This window comes from Corynebacterium sp. HMSC073B01 (assembly GCF_001838255.1).
GTDB lineage: Bacteria > Actinomycetota > Actinomycetes > Mycobacteriales > Mycobacteriaceae > Corynebacterium > Corynebacterium jeikeium_D.
This window is the reverse complement of the sequence record NZ_KV836172.1, coordinates 1-18,630: the sequence shown is the minus strand read 5'-3', so window position 1 is coordinate 18,630 and position 18,630 is coordinate 1. Positions and strand designations below refer to the sequence as shown.

Below are 18,630 nucleotides of genomic sequence, written 5' to 3'. Positions count from 1 at the left end.
CCCGGAAAAGACACACTTTTCTTTACTTAACCCCTCTTGGCGCGGGGGTTTTTGCATTGGAGCGACGAAAAAGGACCCAAAAAGGACGCGAGCACCCTTTAAACCAAAGAACCCCAGGCCGGAAAACTTCCTGACCTGGAGTTTTGGAGCCGGAAACGGGACTCGAACCCGTAACCTACTGATTACAAATCAGTTGCGCTACCAATTGCGCCATCCCGGCAACTTTAAAGCGACCTTTTGGCGTTAGCCGTCGCTGGCTCGAAAGAATCAGAGTCAACCTGAGAATCGAACTCAGCTGTGCCGCTGACAGGCGATTGTACAGGTTGGCAAGCAGAAGTTAAAAACGACACCACAGGAAAACTGCAACCGCACTTCTTGAACACTTTTCCACACGCTAAAAGCCCCGCTCAGATAGGCAAATTCACCGCCTCAAAAACGAATTAAGATTCTCGGTCACTGACGGGGTAGTGTGACTATCGCTAAATCACTGGGGCTATGTTTCTGCAACGTCTCCGCATCGCGTCTTTGCAGCATCACTGCAATGCACCCCAGGCAGTATCGGGGAAAGGAAGTGTCGACATGTCATTCGCTGGTGACAGCAATTCCAACGCCGGAGAAAACTCCGCTGCGAAGAATGATCTCTACGACGCTGAAGCCACTGTCTCTTACGACGACACTCCGCAGACCCAGTTTCCTGCAATCGAAGGTCAGTCCACCTTCAAGCAGCGCGTGATTGATTTCGTTTCCGGCCCAACGGCAACTGTCGACCTAGTGCACTCGACTACTACCCCGCTGCCGCTGGCACCGATCGATTATTCCGACCCGAGTCAGGTCACGGCCGTACTCGATCTCGCTGCTCGCATCGGCGGGCTATTGCTGGCATGTGGCTCGGGCAACCGCGATACCGAGCTACAAATTAAGGCCGTGACCTCAGCCTATGGCCTCACCCAAATCCAAGTCGATATCACGTTGACCTCCGTGACGGTCTACCACCTCATCGGCGCGCGCCGTACCCCTATTACCGCGATGCGCGTTGTCACCGCACCAGTGCCCGACTTCGAGCGCTTGCGTCACACCGACCGTGTCATCCGCCGAATTCGCGCGGGCCACCTGAGCTTGGAGGAGGCTATTGAGGCTATCGACAAGGTCGAGCGTGAGCCCGCAAAATACCGCCTCCGCGTCATCTACACTGGCTGGGCATTGCTGGCTTCATCTGTGACAGTGCTGCTCGGCTCGAGTTTCGAGGTCGCCCTTATCGCGGCTGCGGTCACACTGGCCATCGTCATCGTGATTGGTGAACTCGCTGCCCGCGAGTTGCCCACATTCTTTCAGAATGCAGTCGGCGGTCTCATTGCCACGCTCTCCGCTGCTGTGCTCAATGCGGCGCAGGCGTATCTCCCCTTTGAGATGCAGCCATCCAGGCTGATCGCCTCGGGAATTATCGTGATGCTCGCCGGCCTAACCCTCGTGCAAGCACTGCAAGACGGCATCACCGGCGCACCTGTGACTGGCTCCGCGCGCTTCTTCGACACCATGTTGTTGACCGGCGGAATCGTCGCTGGCATCGCAATGGGCATCGAGTTTTCCGGAATGCTGGGCATTCCGCTTCCCGACGTCATCGCGGGTTCTGACCTCAACCTGGCACAGGCGACAGTGAGGGTGATAGCGGGAACTACCGCCTCAATCGCATTTGCGTTGGCCTCGAATGCTGGGTTCACCGCGTTGTCAGTGTCCGGAACGGTCGCTCTGCTGGGGTCGATGACCTACTACTACGTGTTGACTCCACTGGGAGTTCATCCGGTGACCAGCGCAGGCGCGGCAGCAACGCTGATTGGTCTCATCGGTGGCCTGCTGGCACGACGTTGGTCCATCCCGCCGCTGATTACGGCAGTGGCAGGCGTAACCCCGCTGCTTCCGGGTATGACGATCTACCGCGGTATGCACGCACTGCTGCACGACCACCCGACCAAGGGGTTTACGGCGCTAGCCTCAGCGCTAGGCATTGCGACGGCACTAGCTGCGGGTATTGTCCTCGGTGAATGGATGGCGCGCAGGCTCCGTCGCCCTCGCGCACTGCGCGAAGACAGTGGCCTGACCCGTCCAATCCGGGCCGGTATGCGTCGCATCCGTCCTGTGAATCCGCGGAACAAGCCTCGCCGTCCACGCAACTACCGCTTCAAGGGCGGTATGAACCCGCGTGTGGACTAGCCATTCCGCGGGGCAGCCACTGCTCAATCCGCGGGACAGCCGCTGCGTGGACTAGCCGTATCCATGGGAGCATTATCCACACCGCGCGACCTATCAACAACGTGGTAGAATAAGGTTTTTGAATTGTAAGTAGCGCTTAAAGCTGAAACTGCGTCATCACAATCCCATTCCTTCTTCACTGAACTCGGTTGAGCTCAGTGCCGGGAGCATGTGGCGAGATGGCTGGCAGAAGTAGGTGTATGGGGCGCAATTAAGGCCATGCTTGCCAGGAGGATTCGTGCCACCGAAGGTCACAGACACTCGCACTGCTCAGAACGAGGCTCTTCACAAGGTCGAAGAAAAGACCGCTGCTGGCGCACGGCGAATTGTTGCTACCTTCGCCGAGGATTTCTACGATGCCGTCACTCTGATGTGCATGCTCGGAGTGGAGAAGGAAGGCCTGAGCTTCAAGAAGGTTCACGAGGAATACGAGAAGGAAAACGCTCCGAAGACCGCAAAGCGCACACGCAAGTCCACTAAGAAGACTGCGAAGAAGTCGACCAAGAAGGCCGCAAAGAAGACCACTCGTAAGACGGCGAAGAAGGCTGCCAAGAAGGCCGCTAAGAAGACGACGAAGAAGGCTGCTAAGAAGACCACCAAGAAGGCAGCTAACTAACGGGGTCACGCAGCATGGGTCGGAGCGGGAAAAAAGCGGTTGCCGCAGTAGCTGTCGTTGCGGCAGTGTCCATGACGGCTACCGCATGCCAGGCAAAGCCGGCAGCGGAGATCGTCGGCAAGCAATGGCAGATAACCGCGATCTTTGATGACCCAAACCTGCCCCACGGTGTGCCGGACGGAACTCAGGCGCCGACTATTACGTTGGGGCAGACAACATATACCTTCGCTGATTCCTGTGGCAACGGCTCTGGTTCGCTGCAGTGGAAGGGCGAGGCGGTCGAATTCGGTACCCCGGAGCAGACTCGCAGTTTGGACTGCTCAGACCAGGCGCAGACCTATTCGGAGCGTTTCCACAAGATTGTGGCGGGCGAATTCGTCTACACGCAGGACAACAATGGTCTGCGCATGCGAGAGATGAAAGACCCCAAGCCAGGCGAGGATCGCCGTGGCTGGACTGCGACAACTTCGGGTTACACCGAGGGGCGCTGACGCCACTTCTGATCGACAGGCGCATCGGTGCCGGGGTGAGAAACCCGTGCGTAAGAACCGCGGTGGTAAATGAGCGGATTGATTTCTTCACGCTTGCCGATAGCCACAATATCCGCCGTCACAATCCAGTGATCGCCGCCTTCGTAAACATCGACGACGGTGCAATCAATCCACACGGAGCAGCCGTGCAATAAAGGGTTGCCCAGCTCAGAGCGGGTCCACTTCCCCGTCTTGAACTTTTCGCCATTACTGCGGCCGAAGGCTGCCGAGATATCCTCCTGATCCTCGGCCAACACATTGACGGAGAAGCGTCCAGCGTTCCGTATATGCGGCCAGGACCGCGAGGTCTTCATGACAGTAAACAGAACCATCGGTGGAGTGAGACTCAGCGAGGAAAAAGACTGGCAGGCGAAACCGTACGCTTCGCCTTCATCCTCGGTGGCGATAATGGTCACGCCAGTGGTGAACTCACTCATCGCGCCACGGATAGACATTTCATCCAATTCGACGGGGCCGCCAAGTTCGACATGGTCGTCGCGGGTAGCTTCCGGACTATTGAGAGCCGCAGCTGATCGGTCGGTGCTCGAATTTGTTGAATCTGTCATGTAATAGACCTTAATCTGAATCCGAACACAGTAAAGACGAGGTGGGGTTTACCACCCCAAGAGCCCCCGATAGCGCCACGATGTTGTTACCCTCGTCGGCCCGCTACCCGGCTGACGGTGCCGACGGCGCTGCGGTTGTCGATCCAACGACAAACTCAGTCTCCAACAAGACGCGAGGAGCGCGACCGCTGTCCTCGCGTGCGGCCTCAAGCTCCTCGGCCAGCGCGCGGCCGACGGCAATGCCCTTCTGCCTATTCGGCTGAATTACAGTGGTCAGCTTGTGGAAGAGGGCGCGCTCGATTCCGTCAAAGCCTGTGATGGACAGGTCCTCCGGAACACGAATTCCGTTCTCCTTGGCATATTCCAAGACCGCAATTGCCTGAGTATCCGTGGTACAGACCACCGCCGTGAGATCCGGGTTGTCGGTCAGCAGCTGGCGAGCCGCATCGCGGTTATTCTCGCGGTCATTGAGGTGGCGCTCGATGATAGGCACATCCACCTGCTGAATACCAGCCTCGGCAAGCGCTTCCAGCGCACCTTCGACGCGGTTCTTCTGCACCTGGTGATGAGCTTCTGCCAGCCGCTTCTCCGTGACATATCCCGAGTTCGGGGTACGCGACAATCGCACTGACAAGATTCCCACCTTGCGATGTCCCAGTTCAGTCAGGTGTCGCACCGCGGGCTTGATGGCCTCACGGTCATCGATGCCCACAAACGGTAGAGCCACCGCATCTGCAGGCTGGTCGCACACGACCGTCGGCAAGCCACGGGCGCGCACGGCAGCGAGGAACGGGTCGTTGTCCGCGACGGAGTAGACCACGAAACCGTCGACCACCGCTTGCCGAATCAGATTGAGATCTACGTCCCCGCCCTCCTCGGAGGAAGCTGGAATGACCAACATGGAGTCGCCCATTTCGCCGAGCTCCTCTGCGAGGCCGGCGAGAAAATCCACCGACGCAGGGTCTTCAAAAGCGAACGGGAGGTGCTCGGTGAACAGCACGCCGATGGCGCCAACCCGGCGCATGCGCAGACCGCGAGCCATTGGGTCCGGCCCGGGATAGCCAAGCCGCTCCGCAGTTTCCAAGATGTGCTCCCGCAACTTCTCCGAGAGCTGGTCAGGGCGGTTGTACGCGTTGGACACAGTCGTGCGCGAGACCCCAAGTTCTGCAGCGATGGAAGCCAAGGTGCCACGACGACGCCGACTTTGCACGGAATACCGACCCTTCTTGAAAAACCAACAGCGACTGCCCGCTCAGATATCTTCGTCCAGCTACCTCAGGTAGAAAACCTCGATTTTATGGAAAAGAACTACAACGAGCATCACACGCATCTAATCGCGGACAACTTTACCCAACGAATGTGCGCGACTGTCATTTCGGCCACTCCGGCAGAGGCCCGCCTTGTGACTGGGTCTCCGCAGCCCCTACTATGTTCTTTGAACTAAAAGACAACTGTTTTCAATAGCGGTTGATGCTCAGGAGCTGAATAAAAGGAATAATTCAGCCCGCAACAGGATTGGATACATATATGAAGGCACGCTTTTCCACGCGCATCGCGGCGCTAGTCGCCAGCGCCGGCCTCGTCGCAGGTCTCGGCGCATGCTCCAGCAATGATGACAGCGCTACGTCCGCGGGCAAGTCCGAAGACACCATTAAGGTGGTCACCTCCACCAAGGTCTGGGCAGACGTCGCCGACGCAGTCACCGACGACGAGAAGGTCTCCATCGACCCGATTATCGCGTCCAACGACATCGACCCTCACTCCTACGAACCGGCCGCAGCCGACATGGCAAAGGTAGAGGACGCCGATATTCTCGTCGCAGGTGGCGGGCATTACGACGCATGGCTGACCTCCTCTCTGCGTGACGCAAAGGACAAGGTCATCATCTCTGCGCTGCCGCAGGAAGAAGGCCATGACCACGAACATGACCATGATCACGAGGGCCACGACGACCATGATCACGAGGGCCACGAGCACGACCATGAAGGCCACGAGCATGATGGCGAAGGTCACGACGACCACGAAGGCCACGAGCACCACCACCATGACGGCGAAGCCAACGAACACGTCTGGTACGACACCGATGCGGTTGAAGAAACTGCAGAGCAGCTCGCCGAAGCTCTGACCAAGCTGGGCGCCAAGGCCGACACCAAGGCCGTCGATAAGGAAATCAAGGACATCGAAGAGGCCAAGAGCAAGCTCAAGGCCGCTAAGGTTGCTCAGGTTCACCCGCTGGCCGATGACATCCTGAAGGACACGAAGGTCGAGGACATCACCCCGAAGGGCTACCGTCAGTCCACACTGAATGAGTCCGAGCCGTCGGCAAGCGATGTCAATGAAATGCTGAAGCTGATTGAGTCCGGCGAGTTGGACTACCTCATCGACGCACCGCAGACCCACGACCAGGTCTCGCAGCGACTCGTCGAGGCTGCCAAGGCAAAGGGCGTTAAAATCGTCGATGTTTTTGAGTCGCCGAGCGCTGACCAGTCGTTCTTTGACCTCTACAAGAAAACCCTTTCCGATATGGAGTCCGCATAACTTTGCCCTCACTGACTTTTACTGACGCAGCCGTCGAGCCGCTGTGGTCCGGTCTCAATTTGAATATCGAGCCCGGCGAGTTCTTGGCCATCCTGGGCCCCAATGGCGTCGGCAAATCCACGCTGCTGACCGCTGCCCTTGGCATGCGCCAGCTGACTCACGGTTCAGTAAAAGTCGACGGGAACCTCGGCTACATTCCACAGCAGCGGATGTTCGAGCCCTCACTGCCCATTCGGGTTCGCGACCTCGTCGAGTTGGCGGCCGGCAAGAACCGCTCCGCCACCGACGAAATGCTGGACTTTGTCGGCGCGGGCGGTATTGCAGGCCGTCGCGTCGGCACGCTCTCTGGCGGTCAGCAGCAGCTTGTCCGTCAGGCGCAGGCGCTCGTTTCGGCACCAGATTTTTTGCTTTGCGACGAGCCTCTGCTCTCCCTCGACCCTGCGGCGCAACGGACCACGGTCGAGCGCCTGGACCGGCATCGGAGGGAAAACGACACGGCAGTCGTCTTTGTCACCCACGACATCAACCCCATCCTGGGCGTCTGTGACCGGGTGCTCTACCTGACGCCGCACGGACATGCGGTCGGGTCAGTCGAGGAAATTATCACTTCAGAGACGCTCTCGGAGCTCTACCAAACCAACATTGCGGTTGCCCGTGTCGAGGGAAAGCTGGTTATCGTCTAATGACCCTACTGACTCAGTATTTCTCCGACACCGCTGCTCTGCTCCAAGTCGGGTTCGTCCACAATGCTCTCATCGCGGCAGCTCTACTCGGGCTAATCTCCGGCATCATTTCGCCCCTGATCGTCATGCGACAGATGAGTTTCACGGTCCACGGCACCAGCGAGCTGGCACTTATGGGTGCATCCGCGGCCCTACTACTTGGTGTCAGTGTCAGCAGCGGTGCCATTATCGGTTCGGTGCTCATCGCAATAGTCCTGGCGGCACTGTCGCTTCGAGGGCGCCAAGATGCGGTCGTGGGCGTGGTCTTGAGCTTCGGCATGGGCTTATCGGTGCTGTTTATCCACCTCTACCCCGGCCGGACAAGTACCGCGTTTTCACTTCTCACCGGCCAAATCATTGGTCTGACTGACACTTCTCTATGGACGATGGCCATCGTCGCGGTCATCGTCGTCGGCGGCGTTACCTGGAAATGGCGCCCGCTGCTATTCGCCTCCGCCGACCCCATCATGGCCGCCGCCTGTGGTGTCAACGTGAAGGCGCTATCGATTTACTTCGCGATTCTCACCGGTCTCGTCGCCGCCCAGGGCGTACAGATTGTCGGCTCTCTGCTCGTCATCGCCCTCATCATCACCCCTGGTGCTGCGGCCGCATTCGTCACCGCCTCTCCTGTAAAGGCCATCATCCTGTCGACCATCTTCGCCGAGGTCGCGGCCGTCGGCGGCATTGTTCTCTCACTCGCACCGGGCATCCCGGTCAGCGTTCTAGTGACGACAATCGCATTTGTCATCTACCTGATCTGCTACGCCATCGGAACGGTGCAATCGCGCAAGGCAACGCGTGACGACGTCCAGGCTGCCAAGTGGAGCAAATAGACACATACGCTTTTCGGAGTGGCTTTTAAAACAACAAAAACATCGGGCAGCCCCTCGAGTGACGATTGCGGAGAAGGTGCGCACCTTCCCTCTCGCCACCGAGGGGCTGCCCGTATTTTTGCTGGATTCTCTAAAAGCAGACTCCAATACCCCCAGCTCTTTTTAAGACTGCGAGACTGCCGAAATGGGTTGCCCCGGCAGACAGAAAAACTAACGCTGAGGATGTCGTGGTCTGACATCTCAGTGACCCAAAGCTAGCTGTACAAGCCACCGCTAGGTCCGTGCGCTTCCCTAAACTACGGCCAATTACGCCCCCCATTTCTAGGAGCATGATATGCCCGCCCTCCCCTTCAGGAAACTACGGATAATTTTCTGTTGGAAGTGATAATAACGCCGTCATTTCTGCAGCGCACGCCGGAAATAGAATTATCTTTAAAGCGCTGAACTACTGGGGGTAGCCATAAGTACCGGCCGCCATTTAGAACGCAAAATACCCCACGTAAACGCCATTACTATAACGAATTGATAATGGCGCCTACGGGGGTATCAAATGCGCTACTGACTGCTCTTAGCCCGGCGCTGGCGGGCAAACTCACTCAGAGTCACGCCGGCAGCAACGGAAGCGTTGAGCGACTCAACCCAACCGGTCATCGGAATGGACATGATGGTGTCACAGGTATCGCGCACCAGGCGCGAAAGTCCCTTGCCCTCAGAGCCGACGACCATAACCACCGGGGTGGTGCCGTCGTAAGTGTCCAGAGTGTGATCGCCACCGGCATCCAGTCCAACGACCTGGTAACCAGCCTTCTGGAACTGCTTGAGCGAGCGCACCATGTTGGTCGCCCGCGCAACCGGCAGACGCGCAGCAGTACCAGCAGAGGTACGCCAGGCGACGCCCGTAATGGCAGCCGAGCGACGCTCCGGAATCACCACACCGTGACCACCAAAGGCCGCCACCGAGCGAATGACCGCACCCAGGTTACGCGGATCAGTGATGTTATCCAGGCAGACGATAAGGCCCGGCTCACCGGTCTGGGCCACAGAATCAATCAGATCTTCGACAGATGCGTACTTGTACGGCGGAATCTGCAGGCCGATACCCTGGTGCATGGTGTTGCCGGTCATGGTGTCCAACTCGTGGCGGGGTACCTCGCGAATCGGGATACCACGGGAGTTAGCAATACGCACTGACTCCTGCAGGCGCTCGTCATTGTCGGTACCCAGCGCCACAATCAGCGCGGCCGCTGGCACCTTTGCATGCAGGCACTCCACGACCGGGTTACGGCCAACTACCAGCTCGGTGCCATCCCCCTTGCGCTCATGACGCCCCGAGTCACGGCGGCGCTTCTCTTTCGCCCGCTTATGAGCTGCGTGATAAACGCGGTCCTCTGCTTTCGGGGTCGGCCCCTTGCCACGCAAGCCACGCTTTTGGCCACCGGAGCCGCCAACGTTCTTCTTGCTTGCCTTGCGCACTGCACCACGACGACCGTTGCCTGCCATAGCTACCTGCTTCCTGTTGTTAATAGTTTTCTTTAGCCTAAAGCCAGCTTTTCAGCCCTAGTCAGCGACAGACCATGCTGGACCATCCGCGGTATCAGTTACCTCGATACCCGCTTCCTTCAGACGGTCGCGCACAGCATCAGCCGTAGCCCAGTCCTTCTCTGCACGAGCCCGGGTGCGTTCCTCCAACTGGTGCTCAACCAGCACACCGAGCGCATGCATTGCCGCATCGGAACCGGAATCGGAGGTTGCCCACTGCTCATTCAGCGGATCGAACCCAAGGACTGCGGCCATAGCGCGGACAGCACCGGCAATCTCCTTGGCCTTGGTCTCGTCGCCGTCGGCAAGCGCCTGATTACCTCCGCGAACAGCGTTGTGGATTTCCGCGAGCGCGCGTGGGACGGCGAGGTCGTCGTCGAGCGCTGCTTCGAACGCCGGCGTCCACTCACCGATTTCTATATCGCCGAGCTTATCGACGGCACGGTGCATAAACGCCTCGATACGACGGTAGCCCGCTGCCGCTTCCTGCAGAGCCTCCTCGGAGTACTCCAGCACGGAGCGGTAGTGCGCACTACCGAGGTAGTAACGCAGCTCAACCGGACGAACCATGGTCAGGATATGCGGCACGGACAACACGTTACCGAGCGACTTCGACATTTTTTCGCCGGCCATTGTGACCCAGTGGTTGTGCATCCAGTAGCGAGCAAAGCCGTCGCCGGCTGCGTGCGACTGCGCAATCTCGTTTTCATGATGCGGGAACTGCAGGTCGAGGCCGCCACAGTGGATGTCGAACTCCGAGCCCAAGTAGTAGGTGGCCATGGCGGAGCACTCCAGGTGCCAGCCCGGCCGGCCATTGCCCCACGGCGTCGGCCACGAGGGCTCGCCCGGCTTGGCAGCCTTCCACAGTGCGAAATCGTGCGCACCGCGCTTGCCCGGAGTATTGGTCTCGCCCTGCTCCATCTCGTCGACGCGGTTGCCGGACAGGCTGCCGTAGTCGCTGCCTTCAGCCTTGGACCAGGCATCCACGTCGAAATAGACGCTGCCATCGACAGCGTAGGCGAAGCCGTTATCCATCAGACGCTGCATATACTCCACCATCTGAGTGACATGCCCGGTAGCGCGCGGCTCAACGCTCGGCGGGAGAACACCGAGCTGGTTGTAAGCCCAGGTAAATTCGCGCTCAAAGCGAGAGACCCACTCCCACCAAGGACGGCCGTGCTCGGCGGCCTTGTTCAAAATCTTGTCATCGATATCGGTGACGTTGCGCACAAAGGCGACGTCATACCCCTTGGCGATCAGCCAACGGCGCAAGATATCAAAGGCCACGCCGGAGCGAACATGGCCAATGTGCGGCTGAGCCTGCGGGGTCGCACCGCACAGGTAAATGGAGGCATGCCCCTCGCGGAGAGGCTCAAAATCCTTCAGTTGGCGGGTTGCGGTATCGAAGATTTGAAAAGTCACAGCCCCGAGCATAGCGGGGAAATAGATACGGGTGAAAAAGAGAAAACGGCTAGCGCACACGGGCAATGTATGTGCGCTAGCCGTTAACCGGAAAAGTGCAGAAAATCCCTACTGGAAGGAACCGAGGAAGGGAAACGACTTATGCGTCTGCGTCCAGGTCCACCGGCTTATCGTCGGCCTCGTCCTTCTTCTCACCGGCGGTACCTTCCTGTGCCAGCGCGCGGTGACGCTCGATAGTGGCATCGACGCGGGCAAAAACTTCCTCGACCTTGGCCTCATCAACGCCGTCGGCAAGCGCGAGCTCACCGACGAGAACCTGGCGAGCCTTGCTCAACATACGCTTTTCGCCGGCGGACAGACCGCGATCCTGATCGCGGCGCCACAGGTCACGAACTACCTCAGCGACCTTGTTAATGTCGCCCGAACCCAGGCGCTCCTGGTTGGCCTTGTAGCGACGGGACCAGTTGCCGGCCTCTTCTACGTCGGTCTCACGCAGAACGGAGAAGACCTTCAGCAGCCCCTCTTCACCGACAACATCGCGGACACCGACCAGCTCGGCATTCTTGGCGGGCACCTGGATATTCAGATCACTCTGCAGAATCTGCAGTACGAGGTACTGAACGGTCTCACCGTTAAGCTCTCGTTCAATGATGTTTTCGATTTTCGCAGCTCCGTGGTGCGGATAAACTACGGTATCCCCAATGCTGAATTCCATGTAATGCACACGCCCTTTCCAACGGCCTTCCACCCTATCATGTCCCCCCATGATTTTACGGGTAGTATGAGAACATCTTAGGAAGACACTAAGGTGTTCTTTAAATACTGAAAATCCTATCGCCCATCCTCAAGCTACTGGAGGAAATCTAGTCATGGCCTTCAAGTCCGTACTTCGCCGCAGCGCCCTCATCACCGTCTCCGCAGCATCCGCAGTTGCACTTGCTGCTTGTGGCGCCGGTCAGATTTCGCAGACCGCAAATCAGCACCCGGCTGTAGACGGTGCGATGAACGGCGGCGAAGATGCTGCCGGCAAGGGTGCTGAGAACACCAACTCGGCTCTTGACTTCGTCAACATCCGCGACGCTCATATCCTGGTTGACCCGGAGGCTGGTACCGCTGGTCTGAAGTTCTCCGCCAGCAACCAGCAGCGCGCTACCGAGTCGGTCTACAAGCTGAAGTCCGTCACCGTTGAAGGTATCGGCGAGGTTGAGCTGAAGAAGGTCGCTGAGACACCTTCCTTCGCTAAGGCTGCAAAGGGCGAGGACTCCCTGCCGCGTGAGTGCCAGATTGTTGCCGGCCCGAAGTCCGTCATCGATCCGCTGGCTAAGACCGCCAAGGACAACACCGGCTGCATCGCGTACTACACCAATGAGCTGGACCCGAGCACCCTGGTTGGCGACAAGAGCAGCGCTGCTGGCCAGAACCGCGAGGCCACCTTCGAGTTCACTGACCCGCAGGGCCAGACCAACACCTACGACCTGGACATCACCATCTCTGCTGACATTCTGGAAGCTGGCGCACCGAACCGCGGTGCTGACGGCATGATTGAATCCAAGTAATCGCAGCACAGTGGTGTTCCTGCGCTGTTCGCGCGCAGCGCACTTTTAGGCGCTGGTACAGCGCAGTCCTGTCCCGCAAATAACGCGAGGCGCTTCATCGAGCGGGCATGGGCGATTGGTCGCTTGATACGGGTCACGGCAGTACAGTCATCCTTGACACAAGTCATTGACACTGCCCTGGCCCGCTCTCGCGTATCTGGGGTAAATTTTCTCGCGACATTCACCGCATACCGCACAACACACGTTGTGGAGTCTGTCGTGTCCCCTCTCTTGAAGCAAAGGTGGTTGCACCGTGGCCAAGACCAAAGACGAAGCCTACGAATGCTCAGCATGCGGCTGGCAGGTGTCGAAATGGGTCGGCCAATGTCCCAACTGCAAAGAGTGGGGCACGCTAGAGAAGGTCACTATCCGCTCCAGCGGTGGGAAGTCCGCCTCCACGCTGGAGGACAAAATTGCCGCGCGGGCAGCCAAGCAACGTCGCCGTAGCGCTGCCGCGACGGAACCCGGCGCGCGGGGTGGTCGTCGTAAAGCATCTTCCACTTCCGTCGCGGCTGAAAGCCAGCGTCTAGCACAGCGCGCGCTTGACGACGAGGCGGAGGAACGTTTCCTCGCCGAGACCTCCGCAACAGATCGAATCCCCACTTCATCTTCCGAGTTGACCGCGATCACGGGGATTTCCGCCAAGGCTGCGCACGCGGTGCGCACGGGCATCGGCGAGCTGGATCGAGTGCTCGGTTCCGGTATTGTGCCGGGTTCGTTGGTGCTCTTGGCAGGCGAACCGGGGGTTGGTAAGTCGACGCTGCTACTTGAAGTGGCCTACCGCTGCGCGGACGGCGATTTGGGGCCGACGCTTTACGTCACCGGTGAGGAATCGGTCGGTCAGGTGCGGCTGCGTGCCGAGCGCACTGGCGCACTGTCGGACTCGCTGTACCTGTCGGCAGTGTCGAATATCGAGGACGTCATCGATCTGACGCTGGAGCTCTCCCCCGGTCTGCTCATTGTGGACTCTGTGCAGACGATGCGTGCCGACGTCGAAGGTGCTCGCGGTGGCGTTGCCCAGGCTCGCGCCGTAACCTCTGCGCTGGCGGCGCTGGCAAAGGAGACCGGAACTGCGATTTTCCTGGTAGGACACGTGACCAAGGACGGCAATGTGGCCGGCCCGCGCACAATGGAACACCTGGTTGATGTGGTGCTCAACTTCGAGGGTGATAGGCATTCGGGGCTACGCTTCTTGCGCGGCCTGAAAAACCGTTTCGGAAGCACCGATGAAGTGGGCTGCTTCGAGCAGACGGCGGGCGGCATTGCGGAAGTTGAGGATCCCTCGGGGCTGTTTTTGCATCACCGAACGCCGACCTCGGGAACTGCAATTACCGTGGCCATGGATGGCCGCAGACCGCTGCTGGCGGAGGTGCAGGGCCTGGTAATCAATACCGAGGCGCACAACCCGCGACGCAATGTCTCTGGCCTCGACCCTCGCCGCGTGCCGATGGTCGCGGCCGTGCTGACTGAACATGGAAACTTCAAGCAGTTGGCCCGCATGGAGATGTACGTGTCCACCGTCGGCGGTATGACGCTGTCGGAGCCTGCCGCGGACCTGGCAATCGCGCTGGCACTGGCCTCATCCATGACTAAGCGGACCTTCCAGGACAAAACCATTGCACTCGGCGAACTGGGGTTGGCCGGCGAAGTGCGCCGAGTGACCGATTTGGAGTGGCGGCTTAAGGAAGCTCATCGAATGGGCTTCGACACGGCAATTGTGCCCAGAGGCGCAAAAGGCCCGGCGGGGATGCGGCTGCTGGAAGCAGGCACCGTTGCCGAGGCCATTGAGCTTGGGTTGGGAACTAAGCGCTAGCGCATGTTGAACGTGTAGGCGTCAGAGTTGTTGTCACCAATCACGCCGTAGAAGATGTACGACCCGGAGGGCGCTGGGACGCGGTCTTCTTCGGAGCACTTGTTCGGCGCCGAGGTCAGACGCGACCAGGTGGCGGCATAGTTGACTTCCTCGCCCGGTGCCAATACCAGTTCACCGTGGCCTTCGGAGTCATTGCAGTCCACATCCGACCAGACGCGCTCGTACGTTGCCAGGTCGTACACCTCGAAGCGCAACTGCTGCTCATCGAGGTTCACGCGGCATTCACCGCCGGTGGGATTGTGGACGGTAATTGCCAGAGTCGGCTGCTCATCGCCGTAGTTCGGCTGATCCGAGGTGGCTGTCACCTGCAGGTCTGCAAGGCTACAGTCCTTTTTGTTCGCAAGCGCCGCCTGAGCGTCATCCTTCGCGGAATCTTCGCCTTCCTTAGCGTCCGTCTTGGCATCCTTGTCAGACTTGTCCTTCGTCGAGTCCTTGTCAGACTTAGGCGCGTAAGGTTCCTTGGGCTGTTCCGGAGGGGTCACCTCTTTCCCGTCATCCCTGGTGACATTCACCGGTTCAGAATCCTCGCTGTCCCGGTTTACCAGTGCGGAAATACCCCAGCCCAGGAGAACGAGGATGATAACGAGCAACACCGCCGCGGCGATACGCCGACGCCGGTAGATTTCTGGAGGCAGCTTATTGGTCACACATTTAGGTTAGCGGGTTCTCGCTGACTCCATGGGTAACGACGGTCTCAGCGCGTCCGTCCTCCAAGCGGTACCGCATACCGACAACGCCCACCTCGCCGGTCACCAAGCGCGATGAAATCTCTGGCGAGCGATCAATAATGTGATTAACAATCTCGCGCACGTGGCGCCGCTCAAATTCGTCGATTTCCGTCTCGCCATCTTTGCGAGCCGCCAACAGCGACGGGGTGACTTTCTCAATCAGCACACGCTGGAAACCACCCGGCAGTTCGCCACCGTCCAGTGCATTCTTCGCCGCAGCCACAGCGCCGCAGGACTCGTGGCCGAGAACAATCACCAGCGGAACTCCCAGACCATCAACTGCGAATTCCAGCGAAGCCAGCACCGACAGGTCGGTGATCTCACCGGCAGTACGAATCACGAATACATCGCCCAGGCCCTGATCGAAGATAATCTCCACCGGTGCACGGGAATCCGAGCAAGCCAGCACAACGGCCTTCGGCTTCTGCCCCTGCGTCAGCTGCTTACGACGAACCAAGTCCTGGCGAGGATGCGCCGTCTTGCTCTCGCAGAAGCGGAGGTTTCCGCGCACCATCGATTGCCATACACTCTCAGGAGTCCTCTCAGAATTGCTCATAGTTATATTGTGCAACGACTCCGCTGTTTATGGGAAAGCGAGAATGTAGATTGACCTCTGCAATTAACCAATCCGACGACTTCGACGAACACGTCGATGCCGCCTTACGCGATTGGTATCGCGCCAATATGCGGCCACTTCCCTGGCGTGAAAAAGGCACTTCACCATGGGCTGTGCTCGTCAGCGAAGTGATGAGTCAACAGACTCCCGTCGCCCGCGTCATCCCCTCGTGGCGCGCCTGGCTGGAAAAATGGCCCACCCCAGCCGATCTGGCAGTCGCCCCCAAAGATGAAGTCCTGCGTATGTGGGGAAAACTCGGCTATCCCCGACGTGCACTCCGGCTGCGTGAATGCGCAGAAAAGATCGTCGAAAAGCACGACGGCGAAGTGCCGAGTGACGTGGACACACTGTTAGCCCTTCCGGGGGTAGGAGACTACACCGCTCGGGCGGTAGCGGCGTTTGCTTTTGGCGCGCGCACGCCGGTGGTGGACATCAACGTGCGCCGCGTACTCCGGCGACACCGCCAGGGCACGTACCTTCCCGGCATCGCCAAACGCGCCGACATGACCCTCGTCGAAGAGTTCCTACCACTCGACCCCACGACTGCAGCCGAGACTTCCGTCGCACTCATGGAACTCGGCGCTACCGTCTGCCGAACGACACCCGAGTGCGAGGTCTGCCCCATCGCTACCAGTTGCGCCTGGATCGCCGCCGGTCGCCCCGAACCCGAAGACCACGAAATCGCCGCTGCTAAACGGCGTGTGCAGAAGTTCGAAGGCACCGACCGTCAAGTCCGGGGCTTGCTTCTCGACGTGCTCCGCGCCGCCGACTCCCCCGTCGAACAGGCCGCTCTGGATGCGGTCTGGGATGATGCGCATCAGCGTTCCCGCGCACTGTTTTCCCTGCTTGACGACGGACTTGCGGAGCAAACCTCCGATGGCCGCTTCCAGTTGCCCCGTTAAAGCCGAGGCAATGCTCCGGTAAAGACCAGATTCGAACAAGTGCGTTGCCTAGAATTAGACACATGAATGCCACGCCCCATCGACCTCAGCGCCAGCGCTGTCTCTTTGGGGCTAGTAAGCGCAGAATTGCGCTGAGCACAGTGCTTGGAGTTGCTCTTCTGGGCTCTAGCGTGGGAACGCTCGGTGGTTGCTCGGCGGTGGATGGTCTAGGAACGACTGGCTTCGGTTCTTCGGATTCTGACTCTTCTACGGTGAAGCGATTGCCTCCGGGGCAGGTAATTACGCAGACGCCATTCCCGGTCAATGCGCCCGCACGCGCACAGCGGGTCGTGTTTTCCTCCACAGGTGCACGCGACCACCGCCAAACAGCGGTATCTGGTACCATATTGCAGCCCTATGCCCGCTGGTCGGAGAAGTCCCCACGGCCTCTGGCGGTGATTGCGCCGGGGACTCTCGGGATGGCCGATAACTGTGCCAGTTCGGTTGCGCTGCGCTACGAAGCACCTCCGACGCCTCCGGCACCTCAGTTGCTGGCACAGGGATGGAATGTTGCCATCGTGGATTACCAGGGGCTCGGCACGCCCGGGGTACATCCGTATCTCAACCGTGAGGTTGCCGGGAATAACACGCTCGATATGGCGCGAGCGGCTATTGAAACTTTACAACTACCTGCAGATACTCCCATTGCGCTTTTCGGCTACTCACAGGGCGGAGGTGCCACCGCTGCAGCCGCCGAGCTAGCCGATGAGTACGCCTCGGAGTTGAACATCCGCGCTGTTTACGCCGGGGCTATTCCGGCCGATCTCACCGACACTGCGCTGCATATTCGCGGCTCGGCGTTGGCGGGGCTCGTCGGTTACTTCATGAACGGCTTGATTGCAGAGTACCCAGAGACAAAAGAACCAATCGAGCGCATGCTGAGCCCGCTCGGGCAGGACTTCCTGAAGCTCACCGCCGATGAATGCATTGGCGCCACTGTCGAACGTTGGCCTCGCAATGACACCAAGGCATTTACTGCCAATGACTTGGGGATAGCGGAGAATCTGCGCTCGCCCGAGCTCTCCCCCGTCGTTCGACGCCACGTGGACGAGCAGGCTCTGGGCACAAAGACTCCCAGTATGCCCGTGTTCGTTACCCATAATGCATTGGATGATGTGTTACCCGTGACGTCGGCACGCGAGCTTGTGCAGAAGTGGCAAAAGGCCGGCGCCGACATCACCTACGTGGAGGTCGACACTGACCTCGGTGATGGGACGCACGGCCTTGCCTACGTGCTCACCCACGAAGAGATGCTTGCCTGGGTGAATCAGAAAATGGGGTACTAGCGGCGACAACCGCCACTTTCCTCCATCTAGCAAGTACAGCTACTTTTTCTTCCAGCGACCACGGAAGGTTAGGCCCTTGCCCAGTCGGACGGTGTACCCGCCACGGCTGTTAATTGTCACTGGGCCGATACGCTTAGAACCAGAGACTCCCGAACCCGAGTAGTTCAGCCACGTGTCCTTGTCCAGGTTCTGCTTCTTGCGAAATTGAATCCCCATTTAGTTCTCTCCCTCGGAGTTATCAGATTCGGCCTCTGCCTCGGCAGTGGCCTGATCGGCAGTACTTTTGATGTCGCCAGATACAAACGCTCAGGATACCGTCAGCGCTGCCGAGAACGCCCGTCATCTTCCTCAGAATCGGCCAAGGCACCGCTCATCGGCATCAACGTTACCGACCTTGCCTCATATTGGTGAAGGTAACTTCGCCTTGCAGATGTCGTTGAACTCGCCGTCCCTGCGCCATAGATGCCTCAATCCGTTATTTGTGACCGCCCCTAGTGAGCTCATGAAACCGGCCACCGCCACAGCGCGCCGAACAATGACGACAGCTAGGGCGTGTCTCTTATATGCGTAACCAGACC

The 18,630-nt window shown here is 59.0% G+C and carries 18 protein-coding genes and 1 tRNA gene; 10 read left to right on the top strand and 9 right to left on the bottom strand.

What is annotated here, in order from left to right; genetic code table 11:
* Positions 1-144 precede the first annotated feature (144 nt).
* Positions 145-220 (bottom strand) — tRNA-Thr (locus HMPREF2849_RS07385).
* 359 nt (positions 221-579) lie between these two features.
* Between HMPREF2849_RS07385 and HMPREF2849_RS07380 the strand changes: the two genes are divergently transcribed.
* From HMPREF2849_RS07380 to HMPREF2849_RS07370, 3 genes are all read left to right on the top strand, one after another.
* A complete protein-coding gene (locus HMPREF2849_RS07380; protein ID WP_016421439.1) occupies positions 580-2,208 on the top strand; it encodes a threonine/serine exporter ThrE in 1,629 nt (542 codons plus the stop codon).
* A 277-nt stretch (positions 2,209-2,485) separates the two neighbouring features.
* Complete coding sequence (locus HMPREF2849_RS11220) at positions 2,486-2,863, top strand: hypothetical protein (RefSeq protein ID WP_016421440.1); 378 nt, start codon at positions 2,486-2,488, stop codon at positions 2,861-2,863.
* Between the two features lie 14 nt (positions 2,864-2,877).
* Positions 2,878-3,354, top strand: coding sequence for an META domain-containing protein (locus tag HMPREF2849_RS07370; protein WP_016421441.1), 477 nt, complete (start codon positions 2,878-2,880; stop codon positions 3,352-3,354).
* Here HMPREF2849_RS07370 and HMPREF2849_RS07365 read toward each other — a convergent pair.
* Both HMPREF2849_RS07365 and HMPREF2849_RS07360 read right to left on the bottom strand, forming a co-directional pair.
* Positions 3,336-3,959 carry a flavin reductase family protein gene (locus HMPREF2849_RS07365; RefSeq protein WP_016421442.1) on the bottom strand — a complete coding sequence of 208 codons (624 nt, stop codon included), beginning with the start codon at positions 3,957-3,959 and terminating at the stop codon, positions 3,336-3,338. The genes HMPREF2849_RS07370 and HMPREF2849_RS07365 overlap by 19 nt on opposite strands.
* A 103-nt stretch (positions 3,960-4,062) precedes the next feature.
* Positions 4,063-5,169 (bottom strand): LacI family DNA-binding transcriptional regulator, encoded by a 1,107-nt coding sequence (locus tag HMPREF2849_RS07360; protein ID WP_016421443.1) that lies wholly within the window; start codon positions 5,167-5,169, stop codon positions 4,063-4,065.
* Between the two features lie 317 nt (positions 5,170-5,486).
* Between HMPREF2849_RS07360 and HMPREF2849_RS07355 the strand changes: the two genes are divergently transcribed.
* The 3 genes from HMPREF2849_RS07355 to HMPREF2849_RS07345 are packed head-to-tail and all read left to right on the top strand — an operon-like array spanning position 5,487 to position 8,052.
* Entirely contained in the window at positions 5,487-6,497 is a 1,011-nt protein-coding gene (locus HMPREF2849_RS07355) for a metal ABC transporter solute-binding protein, Zn/Mn family (protein ID WP_016421444.1), read from the top strand.
* 2 nt (positions 6,498-6,499) lie between these two features.
* The gene (locus HMPREF2849_RS07350; RefSeq protein ID WP_016421445.1) at positions 6,500-7,180 is read left to right on the top strand and encodes a metal ABC transporter ATP-binding protein; all 681 of its coding nucleotides are present in this window, start codon (positions 6,500-6,502) and stop codon (positions 7,178-7,180) included.
* Positions 7,180-8,052, top strand: coding sequence for a metal ABC transporter permease (locus HMPREF2849_RS07345; RefSeq protein ID WP_016421446.1), 873 nt, complete (start codon positions 7,180-7,182; stop codon positions 8,050-8,052). The genes HMPREF2849_RS07350 and HMPREF2849_RS07345 overlap by 1 nt, the downstream gene beginning before the upstream one ends.
* Before the next feature lie 555 nt (positions 8,053-8,607).
* Here HMPREF2849_RS07345 and rlmB read toward each other — a convergent pair.
* The 3 genes from rlmB to HMPREF2849_RS07330 form a co-directional block, all read right to left on the bottom strand.
* Positions 8,608-9,552 carry a 23S rRNA (guanosine(2251)-2'-O)-methyltransferase RlmB gene (rlmB, locus tag HMPREF2849_RS07340; RefSeq protein WP_016421447.1) on the bottom strand — a complete coding sequence of 315 codons (945 nt, stop codon included), beginning with the start codon at positions 9,550-9,552 and terminating at the stop codon, positions 8,608-8,610.
* A gap of 57 nt (positions 9,553-9,609) precedes the next feature.
* Positions 9,610-11,013 carry a cysteine--tRNA ligase gene (cysS, locus tag HMPREF2849_RS07335; protein ID WP_042388940.1) on the bottom strand — a complete coding sequence of 468 codons (1,404 nt, stop codon included), beginning with the start codon at positions 11,011-11,013 and terminating at the stop codon, positions 9,610-9,612.
* A gap of 139 nt (positions 11,014-11,152) precedes the next feature.
* Complete coding sequence (locus HMPREF2849_RS07330; protein WP_016421449.1) at positions 11,153-11,728, bottom strand: CarD family transcriptional regulator; 576 nt, start codon at positions 11,726-11,728, stop codon at positions 11,153-11,155.
* 154 nt (positions 11,729-11,882) lie between these two features.
* On the opposite strand from HMPREF2849_RS07330, the gene HMPREF2849_RS07325 reads away from it, so the two are divergent.
* Both HMPREF2849_RS07325 and radA read left to right on the top strand, forming a co-directional pair.
* On the top strand, positions 11,883-12,569 hold the full coding sequence (locus tag HMPREF2849_RS07325) for a hypothetical protein (RefSeq protein ID WP_070862822.1): 687 nt from the start codon (positions 11,883-11,885) through the stop codon (positions 12,567-12,569).
* Positions 12,570-12,861: 292 nt separating this feature from the next.
* Positions 12,862-14,421: a DNA repair protein RadA gene (gene radA / locus HMPREF2849_RS07320; protein WP_016421451.1), complete on the top strand. Its 1,560-nt coding sequence runs from the start codon at positions 12,862-12,864 to the stop codon at positions 14,419-14,421.
* Here radA and HMPREF2849_RS07315 read toward each other — a convergent pair.
* Together HMPREF2849_RS07315 and HMPREF2849_RS07310 are read right to left on the bottom strand one after the other, a co-directional pair.
* Positions 14,418-15,128: a hypothetical protein gene (locus HMPREF2849_RS07315; RefSeq protein WP_016421452.1), complete on the bottom strand. Its 711-nt coding sequence runs from the start codon at positions 15,126-15,128 to the stop codon at positions 14,418-14,420. The two genes, radA and HMPREF2849_RS07315, sit on opposite strands and share 4 nt — an antisense overlap.
* Positions 15,129-15,132: 4 nt before the next feature.
* A complete protein-coding gene (locus HMPREF2849_RS07310; protein WP_042388218.1) occupies positions 15,133-15,765 on the bottom strand; it encodes a carbonic anhydrase in 633 nt (210 codons plus the stop codon).
* A 29-nt stretch (positions 15,766-15,794) separates the two neighbouring features.
* Here HMPREF2849_RS07310 and HMPREF2849_RS07305 point away from each other — a divergent pair, with 29 nt between their 5' ends.
* Together HMPREF2849_RS07305 and HMPREF2849_RS07300 are read left to right on the top strand one after the other, a co-directional pair.
* The gene (locus tag HMPREF2849_RS07305) at positions 15,795-16,727 is read left to right on the top strand and encodes an HhH-GPD family protein (RefSeq protein WP_016421454.1); all 933 of its coding nucleotides are present in this window, start codon (positions 15,795-15,797) and stop codon (positions 16,725-16,727) included.
* Positions 16,728-16,789: 62 nt separating this feature from the next.
* A complete protein-coding gene (locus HMPREF2849_RS07300; RefSeq protein WP_246822132.1) occupies positions 16,790-18,052 on the top strand; it encodes a lipase family protein in 1,263 nt (420 codons plus the stop codon).
* Positions 18,053-18,091: 39 nt separating this feature from the next.
* On the opposite strand, the gene HMPREF2849_RS11215 is transcribed toward HMPREF2849_RS07300, so the two are convergent.
* Complete coding sequence (locus HMPREF2849_RS11215; RefSeq protein ID WP_005510144.1) at positions 18,092-18,268, bottom strand: hypothetical protein; 177 nt, start codon at positions 18,266-18,268, stop codon at positions 18,092-18,094.
* Positions 18,269-18,630: the final 362 nt, after the last annotated feature.